The sequence below is a fragment of the Prevotella sp. 10(H) genome, assembly GCF_000711235.1.
In the GTDB taxonomy this organism is placed as follows: domain Bacteria; phylum Bacteroidota; class Bacteroidia; order Bacteroidales; family Dysgonomonadaceae; genus Dysgonomonas.
On record NZ_JOMI01000002.1, the window covers coordinates 396158 to 409791 of the forward strand.

Here is a 13634-nt window from a genome sequence, read left to right on the forward strand (position 1 = left end):
TATATTTTTTGAAGGATGAAAAAAATTGTAATTATCATTTGTTTATTATTTTCAGGTATACTGAATGCTTTTTCGCAAAGCGATCAAGATCAACTCCGGGAATATCTTCGTAATTTTCAATACCAAAAGGCACTCGACTATATCGAAATGCAGGAACCAACGAAAGATTTATTTATTCAAAAGGCACTTTGTTATAAAGCATTGGGCAATTATCAGAAATCTTTGGAGATATTGTATCCCTTATCTAAAGAATATAACGGTGACCTTCAGATTATAACGGAGATGGCCGTATGCTATGAAGCACTTTCACAGCGTGACTCGGGGATAGATTGCTATAATGAACTTATCCGGCTCGATTCTGCAAATGTTTATTTCAAGATGCAGAAAGCTGATTTATTGTATCAGCAGGGAAAATATCGCCAATCATTAGAGCTATTCAGGCATATAAATGAAGATCACGGTATGACTAATGCTCTTAAAAGAGTAGGACAGTGCTACGAAAAGCTGAATCTTCCCGATAGCGCTTTGTTATATTTTAAAGAAGCATGGGAAATTAATCCTTACGATGGATTTTCAGCCGCAAGCTTCGTAAACCTTTGTCTGAAGACCCAGAGGACCCCTGAAGCTGTTGCTTATTCCGATAAGTATATGGAAACAGATACGACCAATCATCAGATGAATCTGTTGAATGCTTTAAGTTATTATAGTATCAATGATTTTGAGTCTGCAATATCCAAATTTGAGGGCTGTATCAATCGGGGAGATAGTTCCCTAATTGTGAACCGTAGTTTAGGGCTTTCTTATTATTCTATAGGTGAAAGTGAAAAAGCATATCCTTATCTCGACAGGGCTTTTGCTCAGGATACGACCAATAACAATGTCCTTTATTGTCTGGCAGTGACCTGTAACGATGAAGCCAAGTATGATGATGCTGCATTTTATTTTCAGAAACTGCTCGACCGTACTATCCCTCCGGATATGGCTCTTTATCTCTATTACAGGGGTATGGCGATCGCATATGAGAGAAACATGAAAAATCAAGAGGCTGTAGATAGCTATCTGCTGGCGCTTAATTATGCAAAAGGCAACCAGAAGATGCATCTGTATTATACTATTGCCCAACTATACGAACTCTTTCTTCGTGAGGATGCAGACGCTTTAGTCTATTATAAATTATATAATACCAGCCTGACTGAATATTATGAAGATCTGAAAGTTAAAGCGGATACGGAGCCTATGGAAATAGAAGAGACAAAAATGAAACTGGATAATCTTGACGGCTATATTAAGCGATTAGAAAAACGTATTACTAAAAAGGCTTTTTAACTTATAATTCCCCAGTTATATTTGTTGCCGCTCAGTTTCCGCAATTGTTTTCGTAGTATAAGATTGTCGGGTTTTTCCATTGCAGGATCGTCGTCCAGTATTTTTTGCGCTACTTCACGTGCATATTGCACGATTTCACCGTCGCGCACAAGGTTGGCTATTCTCAGGTTGAACGGTATGCCGCTTTGCTGAGTACCCTCCAGATCCCCCGGCCCGCGTAGTTTCAGGTCGGCTTCTGCTATTTCGAATCCGTCGTTGCTTTCCACCATAATATTGATTCGCTTGCGGGTATCGGCGGAGAGTTCGTAAGGTGTTACAAGTATACAATAAGACTGGTCTGCCCCGCGACCTACACGCCCCCGTAGCTGATGCAATTGTGAAAGGCCGAAACGTTGTGCCGACTCAATAACCATTACCGAAGCATTCGGTACGTTCACGCCTACTTCGATAACGGTCGTCGCTACCATTATCTGTGCCTCATTGGCTATGAACCGTTGCATCTCTGCATCTTTTTCTTTCGGCTTCATCTTGCCGTGCACCTTGCATACCGTATATTCCGGAAAAACTTCTTTGATATGTTCGAATCCTTCTTCCAGATTTTTCAAATCCAGCTTTTCGCTTTCTTCTATCAGCGGATAAACGATATATACCTGTCTGCCTTCTCGTAATTGTTTCCGGATAGATTCGTATAAAGAACCTCTTTTTTTATCGTACTGGTGAATTGTCTGTATCGGCTTCCTGCCGGGAGGCAGTTCATCAATAACCGAAACATCGAGGTCACCGTATACGGTCATTGCAAGCGTTCGCGGAATGGGTGTTGCCGTCATTACCAATATATGCGGAGGATTAACGTTCTTCGTCCATAATTTTGCCCGTTGGGCGACACCGAACCGATGCTGCTCGTCGATGACTACCAGTCCGAGGTTGCCGAACTGCACTGTATCTTCTATCAACGCATGTGTGCCGACCAATATCTGGAGGTCGTTTGTAAGCAGCATGCTGTGTATGCGTTCCCTGTCCTTTTTCTTTGTAGAGCCTGTCAGTAACTCTACTTTTACATCCATTCCGGCGAGAAACTCCATTATCGTATGATAATGTTGTGTAGCCAATATTTCGGTGGGAGCCATCATTGCCGCCTGAAAGCCATTGTCCATGGCTATCAGCATCAGCATGAGTGCGACTAGTGTTTTCCCACTACCGACGTCACCTTGCAATAGGCGGTTCATTTGTTCGCCTTTAGCCATATCCTGCCGTATCTCTTTAATAATGCGTTTTTGGGCATTGGTGAGAGGGAATGGCAAATTCTGTTCATAAAATTTATTCAGATAATCTCCCACTTTAGTAAAAACGAAACCTTTCAGCTTTGATCTCCGGTCGGCAGTATATTTCAGTATATTGAGCTGGATGTAAAACAGTTCTTCAAACTTTAGCCGGTATTGAGCTTCTCTGAGAAGGGCTGCATTTTCGGGAAAATGTATATTTCGCATAGCTTGCTTAAGACCCATCAGTCGTGCTTCCTGCAATACGGTCTCGGGTAAAGTTTCGGGGAGTGTCCTGATAACAGATGAGAAAGCCGAAGCCATTATTTTCTGAATCGCTTTCGAATTCAGATAATGGTTTTTCATTTTCTCTGTCGTATTATAATAGGGCATCAACCCTGTCGGACGCTCTTCTTCGGTGATATAGGGGTCGACATCAGGATGGGCGATATTAAATTTATCGCCGAACATTGTAGGTTTTCCGAAAATGATGTATGGACGGTTCACTTTATATTTATCTACGATAAATTTAGCTCCCTGAAACCAGACAAGATCGATAAAGCCTGTTTCGTCGGTAAAATGGGCGACAAGGCGTTTTTTGCGACCTTCCCCGAACGATTCGAATGCAGTTATTCGTCCTTTCAATTGTATGTATGGCATATTGCCATCTATTTCGTGGATAAAATAGATGCGGCTGCGGTCGATATATTTATATGGAAAATAGTACAGCAGGTCTTCTACCGAAAATACATTAATCTCTTTATTCAGTATCTCGGCTTTTTTCGGACCTACTCCTGCCAAAAATTTTATGTCTGTCTGGAAATTGTCAGTCATTTTACAAAGTTATAAGATTTTGTCTGCTGTGAAAAAACTCTTTCGGATAATTTAATTGGAAAAGGAGCAAATGATGAGTACAAGTTTATGTCTATAATTGTTTATATGATATATCGGCTGTCGGGTAACTGATTATCCGGTTTATGGCGCTCTTTGAAAAGTAAGCAGTGGATAAAAATTCTGTAAAAGATTCTGGTGTTGTAGATGTTAATTAACAATTGATTTGCCTGTATTTATATTTAGAAGTATATATTTGTAAATAGATGTATCATGGAAAACAAAGAGATAATATAGGTAAAGGGTTTTTTATTTGTAAGTAAGCACTTCAATTGTATTAGCAGATTTAACCTTAATCGATAAGATTATCTCATATTAATTATATTATATTCTTAATATTATGAGGATTGGTATAGATATAGACGGCACAAGCATGCGGCTCGGAATAGTAGATGGGGGACATATATTCCGTAAAATAGTGGTGCCTGCAGAGGCAACAGAATCAGAAACTTCTATTGTGGATAATCTGATTGAAACGATTGGTCAGATTGCAAACTCAAATATCCGTGGCATCGGTATCGGGGTTTCGGGCATTGTCAATACAAGTAAAGGTATAGTCCAGGATGCAATAAATATCCCATCGTGGAAGAATTTACCGCTTAAAGATATTCTGGAAAAAGAATTTCACATCCCTGTTTTTGTAAACAACGACTCTAACTGTTTTGCCTTTGGTGAGCGTTATTATGGTGAAGGTACTCTTTACCGTGATATTGTCTGCGTAACATTGAGTATTGGTGTGGGAGCAGGCATTATTATCAATAATGAACTATATAACGGAAACAATACAGGAGCGGGAGAAATAGGAAGTCTTCCATATTTGTATTCCGACTACGAACGTTATTGCGGACAAAAGTTCTTTGTCAGGAATAATACTACGGCAGAAGAAGCTTATGAACTTGCTTTGCAGGGAGATAGTAACATGCTGGCACTTTGGGCGGAATTAGGAGATCATATCGGTAATCTTTTAAAAACAATTTTGTTCACATACGACCCTCAGGCCATCATACTGGGTGGTAATATCATAAAAGGATATGAATTGTTTGCCGATTCCATGTATGAAAGTGTATACAAGTTTCCTTTCAAAGAAACGGTAGAGCGTATAAAAATCCTGCTTACAAAGAGAGAAGATATTAATCTTCTCGGGGCGGCTGCCCTTGTTGTCTGAACCTATATGCTATAGAAAATGTTCAATCATAATAATTATATAAAACCTTTGATATGAGATTAGATTTAAGTTCGCAAATTGTACTGGATAGGGTACCCCAGCGCTACTATCGTCCCGAAAACGAATTTGAGCTGTCGGCACTCACCCGTTACGAAAAAGTACCTACCGAGATTTACGAATCGTCTGTTGAGGCATCTTTATATATTGCAAAGGAAATTGCAAAAAAGATAAAGGAAAAGCAGGAAGCAGGTTTGCCGTTTGTTCTGGGGCTGCCGGGAGGGCATTCTCCACAGACTATTTATCAGGAACTTATCCGTTTGCATAAGGAAAAGGGACTGAGCTTCAAAAATGTTATCATATTTAATATATATGAATTCTATCCGCTGGCTCCACAGTCGAATAGTAACCTGAAATTATTGAAAGAATCTCTGCTGGATTATATCGATATCGATCCGGGCAATGTATATTCACCTGACGGTTCCGTACCGAAAGCGGAAATTTTGAATTATTGCCGCGAGTACGAACAGGCTATACGAAATGCCGGAGGAATAGACTATCTCCTTTTGGGACTTGGGCGTGCAGGTAATATCGGTATTAATATTGCCGGATCGAGTGTGAGTTCACAAACACGTCTGATATTGTTAGATGTTCAATCGAAAAAAGAGGCAGTCAACACTTTCGGTTCGGTGGATAAAGTACCGGTAAGTGCCGTAACTATGGGACTGGCAACGATCATGAAGGCTCGTCAGATAGCGCTTATTGCTTGGGGTGAAGATAAATCGAAAAGCGTGAAAGATGTAGTTGAAGGAGTTATTTCCGATGCAGTACCTGCTTCTTGCCTGCAGGCTCACGAAAATGCAAAAGTGCATATCGACTTGAATGCTGCTTTTGAACTGACCCGCATTAATCATCCATGGTTGGTAACAAGCTGCGACTGGAATAATAAATTAATTCGCAGGGCTATAGTGTGGTTGTGTTTCAAAGTAAATAAACCTATTCTTAAACTGACAAATAAAGACTATCAGGATAACGGGCTTGAAGAGTTACTTGCATTATATGGCTCTGCCTACAATGTCAATATCAAGATATTCAATGATCTACAGCATACTATTACCGGATGGCCGGGTGGGAAACCGAATGCGGATGATACCAACCGCCCTGAAAGGGCAAAGCCTTATCCGAAACGTGTAATTATTTTCAGTCCTCACCCCGACGATGATGTTATTTCTATGGGTGGTACGTTTAAAAGGCTGGTAGATCAGAAGCATGATGTACATGTAGCTTATCAGACATCTGGTAATATTGCAGTAGGCGATGAGGAAGTAATCCGTTATGTTTCTTTCCTTGAGGATGTGAGACAGAAATACGATCCCGAAAATGAAGTGTCTAAAAAGAAATATGCCGAAATTCTTCAATATCTTCTGCATGATAAAAAAGAGGGGGATATAGATACTCCTGATATTCTTTTCATAAAAGGTCATATCCGCCGTCAGGAAGCAACTACTGCTTGCCGCTACGTAGGAATGGATACGAATAATATTTCTTTTCTCGACTTGCCTTTCTATGAAACGGGTCGTGTGAAGAAGAAGCCGATTTCGGAAGCTGATGTGGAAATAGTGAAAGATTATCTTTCATCGGTAGAGCCGCATGAAGTGTTTGTTGCAGGTGACTTAGCCGATCCGCACGGAACACACAAGGTTTGTCTGGATGCTATTCTGGCAGCTGTAGATGAACTGAAAGGCGCAGAATGGCTAAAGAATTGCCGCTTCTGGATGTATCGTGGTGCGTGGGCAGAGTGGGAAATCGACCATATAGAAATGGCTGTACCGATTTCACCGGAAGAATTGAGGGCTAAACGAAATGCCATTCTGAAGCATCAGTCTCAAATGGAAAGCGCTCCGTTTTTAGGTAACGATGAACGTCTGTTCTGGCAACGTTCCGAAGACAGAAACAAGGCTACTGCAGAGCTGTACCGTTTGCTAGGGTTAGCTTCTTATGAGGCTATCGAGGCATTTGTAGAATATCATCCTTTGTAAATTATAATAAGAAAAGGCAAACCTTTCAGGATATAATTATTATCTTTGAAAGGTTTGTTTTTTATTATTAATGCCATAATATCTAAAACTAATATAACATGAGATTAATTATCCAGCCTGATTACAATTCCCTGTCGCAATGGGCGGCTAACTATGTAGTATCAAGAATAAATGCAGCAAATCCGACAGTTGATAAGCCGTTTGTGCTCGGATTGCCTACAGGTTCTTCTCCTATAGGAATGTATGAAGAGTTAATTAGGCATTATCAGGAAAAAAATGTTTCGTTCAAGCATGTCATCACATTCAATATGGATGAATATGTAGATTTGCCGAAAGATCATCCGCAGAGTTATCACACTTTTATGTGGGATAAATTTTTCAGCCACATAGATATCGAGCCTGCCAATATAAATATACTGGACGGGAATGCAGCCGATCTCGATGCCGAATGTGCTGCATATGAAGCGAAGATGAAAGCGGTAGGCGGAGTAGACCTGTTCTTGGGTGGAGTAGGACCTGACGGTCATATTGCATTCAATGAACCCGGTTCATCACTTTCGTCACGTACCCGTATTAAGACATTGACGCACGATACTATTATTGCTAATTCGCGTTTCTTCGGTAATAATGTGAATAAAGTGCCAAAAACATCTGTTACAGTAGGTGTAGGCACTATATTGGATGCGAAAGAAGTCCTTATTCTGGTAAATGGGCATAACAAGGCCAGAGCTTTGGCTCAGGCTGTGGAAGGTGCAGTTAATCAGATGTGGACTATTACTGCATTACAGCTTCACCCGAAAGGTATTATCGTATGCGACGAGGCAGCGACAGATGAACTGAAAGTAAGTACTTATAAGTATTTTAAAGATATTGAGAAAGATAATTTACTTTGTTAGAATTATCTTAACCGGAAAGGAATAGTAAGGGAGGCTTAGGCTTCCCTTATTTTTTATCTATAGCCAAATCTTTTCTTCTGGTCAATTCGTTTTTCAATAAATAATTAGTAGCCTGAACAGTGGCTGCCGCATAGCTTCTTATACTGTCAAAAGCATTCTTGTTTGTGGTAGCCAAGTTTGTGATATCATTGCTTTTATAGTCATACATTACTTCCTGTTTCGATAAGATATTGTAGCAATAAAAATACCTGTCGTTTATGCAGCCCAGTTTTTCATCGGATGTAAATACGGCATACGGACGTTTCTCTTTCAACAGGTCTATCCCAAGCGAATTATTCTCATACTCCATATTCAGCAATCCCATAACGGTAGGGAATATATCTGTCTGTGTCCCATAATTATCAAAGGTTTTAGGCATATCTTCCAGTAATGGCGAATATATCATTAACGGCACATGATTCAAAGGAAGAGACATTTCAAATAGCTGTCCTCCCAGTTTTTTGCCATGATCTCCCAGAAAGACAAATATGGTATTATTGTACCAATCTTGTTTAGATGCTTCTTCAAGGAATTTTTTTATACATTGATCCGAGTAATACACAGTTTGCTCCGCCCCGTCCTTACTGATACTTTCATATTCTTTCGGTACCACATATGGGGGGTGATTCGTTATTGTCATAATCGTAGCAAAGAAAGGAGCCTTTTCTTTATTAAATATATCGATTGCATATTCCAAAAGATAAGCATCATCCACTCCCCACTCGTTTACAATTTTCGATTCAGGATAGTTTTCCTTGGCATATATATTATTTATTTCGTATCCGTTCCTGTACAGGAACATATCGGTATTATTATATGATTTATCATGCGAAACAAATAAAGAAGAAGTATAACCTTTCATATTCAAATTTACCGGCAATCCTTCGCATAGCGGCATTCGGTCGGTTCCGCTCATTACCCTGTCATCCATTATTACCCTGTCGAAAAGCCCGGGAATACCATACAATGTAGCAAATATTCCCTGATTGGTATGTGTACCGGGGGAATAGAAGTTTTTGAAATAATAGGACTTATTCTTCAATTCGTTAAGGAATGGGGTAAGATGAGGTGTTTCATCCAGATAATAAGACGACATAGACTCCATTAATACGATAACAACGTTTGCCCGTCTCTCGGATTCTTCCGGAGTGATTTTCCGGCAGACAGGAGATATCTCTTCCTGAATTTCCTGATTGGCGAAATCTTGCCTTAAAAGCTTAAATGAATCGTCTGTCGATATCACATGGCTTACTTCCTTATCCTTATATTTCGGGGTCACTACGCTTACCATGCAGTTATATAGAGGGCTTGTGGTAAGTTCATTGGCAAAAGAACTCGGGCTTAAATATGCAGTCCATAACATAATAGGTTGCATCCAGTGATGCTTACGGGTTACACCCATATAGGTTATAGTAGAAAGCAGGATAAAGACAACCAAAAGTTTTGTGATTTCGAGTTTAATATTGGTTGTAACGCGGTTCTTATATTTCTTCCATTGCCTGCCGAAAAAGACAACGCACAAAGAAAAACCAATAATTATAAGAAAGAAAAGCAAATAATATTTATAATAACCCGATTCGGTAAACAGCATGCTTATGCCTTCCGTATCGTGGCTCAGCCAGTCGAGTATTCCGATATCGAGATGCCTGAAAAAATAGTTGAAATAAGGTATATTCGCCACGCAGAAAGCGAAGATAAATGTATAGGCAATAATATAATATGCATTAAATAATTTTCTGAAAACATCTTTATACGAATCGAAGAATGAAAGGATTAAGGCTGCTATAATCGGTAGAACAGATGTAAATGCCACACCGATATTATCAAAAAAGATACCGAGACTGAACGCGCCTGTCAGATAAACAGTATCTACATGTTCGGCGCTATCGAGGTTTGTAAGAAATAAAACGAGTCTAAGCAAGCTGAGAATAACCAAAGCCAGCAGATGTATTTTGAAAATATATGCGATTACAGGATAAAGATTCTTTAAATACTTTTTGTAATTCATTTATAGCGATATTGCAATCTGTTTGTATTATTAGTTAGTAGTCTGCAAAGATAGGCATTTGCATATAAACTATATTTCAAATAATACGAATAAAAGTTATAATCGCAGATAGCAAGTCTATAACGGTAGCTTCTACAATAGATCTTCAGTTTTTTATGGCTTATTCTCTTTCTCTATTCTTATTCTCGCATCTACGGCAATTACTTTATCTCCATTTGCCAGCAGCGGATTAATATCCATTTCTTTAATCTCCGTTGCGTAGCGTAGCATTGCCGATATGCGGACAATTATTTCGGTAAATAATGCTTCGTTCAGCCCTTTCTGTCCGCGTGTACCCTGTATTATTTTATATGCCCTCAGTGAACGTATCATGGAAGAGGCTTCCTCGAAACTCAGCGGAGCCAACCCCGAGGCAACATCCTTCAATATTTCTACAAATATGCCTCCAAGCCCACAGAGAACGATATGACCGTACTTCGATTCATATTTAGCCCCTATGAATAATTCCTGACCCGATAGCATCGGTTGTATCATTACGTCTGTTGTCTCCGGTATTTTCATTAGCCTGTCGAATTCGAACGCCAGATGTTCGTCAGAACGTATATTGAGTACGACGCCACCTACATCCGATTTGTGTACAGGACCTACGCATTTGGCCACAACAGGATATCCTGTTTTATTGGCAAAACTTATTGCTTCTTCTTTATTTTGGGTAACTAGTTCTTCGACTTGTGGTATTCCTGCCGCAGCAAACAATCCGCGAATAGAATTACTGTCTATATATCCGTCGTGCGATTTTTCTATAATGGAGCGTATACGTGGAATATCTATTTCAATATCTTCTTCCTTTCCTACCGATGGAAGTGTTCGTGATACGACTTTCGATAGAGCGTTTGCCAGTGCAAATTCATCTGTAAAGTTTACGTGTCCTTTCTTTACGAAATTATCCATTTCTTGCCATGCGGCTATTACAGAGGGTAATATGGGATAAATCGGAAGGCTGCACGTCCTTATTTTCTGATCCAGAATATCGTATGCTTCAGCTACATTACTTACACCGGGATTCCCGTATATGACGGCTATACCGTCAATTTCTTTGAAATATTTTTCGCAGAAATCGATACATATAGCCATATGTTCTCCGGTTCCTGTCCCTATAATATCTATCGGATTCGATACGGCTGCACCCGGAAGCAAATGCTTTTTCAGCTCTGCTGCGAGTTCCTTATTCATTTCCGGAACATCTATGTTGCCTTTCGACAGGGCATCGGTCAGGATTACAGCCGGCCCTCCGGCTTGAGTGATTATAGCTATATTGCGTCCTTTCAGTTCTTTGAGAGTTAAGACTGCACCCACATTAGCGAGTTCTTCTCTCGAAAAACAGCGGATAATACCTGCTTTTCTGAAAAGCGCTTCGACAGCAGAATCTGAACTGGCTATCGCTCCCGTATGTGATGAGGCCGCCCTGCTTCCTGATGATGAACTTCCCGATTTTATGGCTGCTATTTTACATCCTTTCCTGATAAGTGAAGCCGAGTGTTTGAGGAATCTGTCGGGGTCGGCTATTTTTTCCAGGTATAATAATTTTATTTTAGGGCTGGTTTCTGGATCGAATTCGCTGTCCAGATATTCGAGTATATCTTCAACTCCCACTTGTGCTGCATTCCCGATAGACCATGCCGAGTTGAATCTCAGGCCTATTCTCATTGCCGATTCTATAATATATGTAATCGTTCCGCCCGAGCTCGATATTATATCCACTCCCTGATGGTCGAGAATAGGAACAGGTTTGGTAAATATACTTTGATGTTGCGTATTGAAAAATCCCGAGCAGTTCGGTCCTATCATCAATGCATCGGCCTTGTTCACAATATCAACTAGCTCCTTTTCCATTTTTGCACCTTCCTCTGATTCTTCACTGAATCCCGCCGAAAACACTATAAATGCTTTTACACCCTTTTCGTTAGCAAGATATTCTACTGTACTCAAGCATTGACTTGCAGGTATGGAAATTATTGCCAGATCGGTTTCAGGGATATCTTCTATTCTTACATATGCCTTTACTCCCTGTATTGTTCCACCTCTCGCATTTACCACATAGAGGTCTTTATCGAATGTTCCCTGCGTCAGATTATACAATACACTTCCTCCGGGTTTCAAAATGTTATCAGATGCGCCAACGACAACGATGCTTTTAGGGCTTATCAGCTTATTATAGTTCATAAAACAGTTGTTTCGATGTTATTTTGTGTAAATGTAGTGATAAAAACGAAAAAATATTGGATTAGCTTTTATACTATATAACATAAAATAATCAGGCCGGGTTTAATTATTTATAATCAAGTTCCTCGTTTTTATGTTTTACAACATCTTTCTAACTCTTTGTTTAGGTGTTATTTGTTAGCGATTCGGTCAAAGTGGTAAAAAAATAAAGCCAAAAAAGTTCTAATAATATTTGGAGTGTAAGGTAATGTTTTCTACTTTTGCACCCGCTTTACCACCAAAGGGTGGGCCGGAAACGGGGAAAAGTGAATTTAAAAAAGCGATCTTTGATAAAATGACAACAGAAGATAGAGTGTAGTACAAGCTTGTTAATTAATAATTAACAATTAATAATTAACAACAACCTACTAGAGATAGTATCAGGGTATTACCGTCAATTAGATTTAGGATATAAGTTTAATGAAAGAGGACAGGATCAGAAGGTATAAAAAAGAAAATATACAAAGAAGAGTTTGATCCTGGCTCAGGATGAACGCTAGCGATAGGCCTAACACATGCAAGTCGAGGGGCAGCATAAGAGTAGCAATACTTTAGATGGCGACCGGCGCACGGGTGAGTAACGCGTATGCAACCTACCTACAACAGGGGCATAACCCGGAGAAATCCGGACTAATACCGCATAAAACAGGGGTCCCGCCTGGGAATATTTGTTAAAGATTTATCGGTTGTAGATGGGCATGCGTTCCATTAGCCAGTTGGTGAGGTAACGGCTCACCAAAGCAACGATGGATAGGGGAACTGAGAGGTTTATCCCCCACACTGGAACTGAGACACGGACCAGACTCCTACGGGAGGCAGCAGTGAGGAATATTGGTCAATGGGCGAGAGCCTGAACCAGCCAAATCGCGTGAAGGAAGACTGCCTTATGGGTTGTAAACTTCTTTTATAGGGGAATAAAAAGGCTTACGCGTAAGCTATTGCATGTACCCTATGAATAAGCATCGGCTAACTCCGTGCCAGCAGCCGCGGTAATACGGAGGATGCGAGCGTTATCCGGATTTATTGGGTTTAAAGGGTGCGCAGGCGGGCTATTAAGTCAGCGGTGAAATTTTCAGGCTCAACCTGAACACTGCCGTTGAAACTGGTAGCCTTGAGTGTGGATGAAGTAGGCGGAATTCGTTGTGTAGCGGTGACATGCTTAGATATAACGAGGAACTCCGATTGCGTAGGCAGCTTACTAAGCCATAACTGACGCTCATGCACGAAAGCGTGGGGATCAAACAGGATTAGATACCCTGGTAGTCCACGCCGTAAACGATGATTACTAGTTGTATGCGATATACCGTATGTGACTAAGCGAAAGCGATAAGTAATCCACCTGGGGAGTACGCCGGCAACGGTGAAACTCAAAGGAATTGACGGGGCCCGCACAAGCGGAGGAACATGTGGTTTAATTCGATGATACGCGAGGAACCTTACCCGGGCTTGAAATGCAGAAGAATAACGAAGAAATTTGTTAGCCAGCAATGGCTTCTGTGTAGGTGCTGCATGGTTGTCGTCAGCTCGTGCCGTGAGGTGTCGGCTTAAGTGCCATAACGAGCGCAACCCACATTATTAGTTACTAACAGGTCAAGCTGAGGACTCTAATAAGACTGCCGGCGTAAGCTGCGAGGAAGGTGTGGATGACGTCAAATCAGCACGGCCCTTACGTCCGGGGCGACACACGTGTTACAATGGGTGGTACAAAGGGCAGCTACCGGGCGACCGGATGCCAATCTCCAAAGCCACTCC

At 40.6% G+C, this 13634-nt stretch carries 7 protein-coding genes and 1 rRNA gene; 5 read left to right on the forward strand and 3 right to left on the reverse strand.

Going from position 1 to position 13634, the window contains the following annotated elements:
* Positions 1–15: 15 nt before the first annotated feature.
* Complete coding sequence (locus tag K348_RS0105265; protein ID WP_029903663.1) at positions 16–1326, forward strand: tetratricopeptide repeat protein; 1311 nt, start codon at positions 16–18, stop codon at positions 1324–1326.
* Here K348_RS0105265 and recG read toward each other — a convergent pair.
* On the reverse strand, positions 1323–3419 hold the full coding sequence (recG, locus tag K348_RS0105270; RefSeq protein ID WP_029903666.1) for an ATP-dependent DNA helicase RecG: 2097 nt from the start codon (positions 3417–3419) through the stop codon (positions 1323–1325). The genes K348_RS0105265 and recG overlap by 4 nt on opposite strands.
* A 397-nt stretch (positions 3420–3816) precedes the next feature.
* Between recG and K348_RS0105275 the strand changes: the two genes are divergently transcribed.
* The 3 genes from K348_RS0105275 to nagB all read left to right on the forward strand — a co-directional run bounded on the left by K348_RS0105275 (position 3817) and on the right by nagB (position 7573).
* Entirely contained in the window at positions 3817–4641 is an 825-nt protein-coding gene (locus K348_RS0105275) for an ROK family protein (RefSeq protein WP_029903668.1), read from the forward strand.
* A gap of 53 nt (positions 4642–4694) precedes the next feature.
* A complete protein-coding gene (locus K348_RS0105280) occupies positions 4695–6677 on the forward strand; it encodes a glucosamine-6-phosphate deaminase (RefSeq protein WP_029903669.1) in 1983 nt (660 codons plus the stop codon).
* 98 nt (positions 6678–6775) lie between these two features.
* On the forward strand, positions 6776–7573 hold the full coding sequence (gene nagB, locus K348_RS0105290) for a glucosamine-6-phosphate deaminase (protein ID WP_029903670.1): 798 nt from the start codon (positions 6776–6778) through the stop codon (positions 7571–7573).
* A 46-nt stretch (positions 7574–7619) separates the two neighbouring features.
* Here the strand turns inward: nagB and K348_RS0105295 are convergent, their stop codons facing one another.
* Both K348_RS0105295 and K348_RS0105300 read right to left on the reverse strand, forming a co-directional pair.
* Entirely contained in the window at positions 7620–9620 is a 2001-nt protein-coding gene (locus K348_RS0105295; protein ID WP_029903671.1) for an LTA synthase family protein, read from the reverse strand.
* 153 nt (positions 9621–9773) lie between these two features.
* Positions 9774–11843: an acetate--CoA ligase family protein gene (locus K348_RS0105300; RefSeq protein WP_029903673.1), complete on the reverse strand. Its 2070-nt coding sequence runs from the start codon at positions 11841–11843 to the stop codon at positions 9774–9776.
* A 500-nt stretch (positions 11844–12343) separates the two neighbouring features.
* Here K348_RS0105300 and K348_RS0105305 point away from each other — a divergent pair.
* Positions 12344–13634: ribosomal RNA gene (locus tag K348_RS0105305) — 16S ribosomal RNA — on the forward strand; the annotation flags it as partial.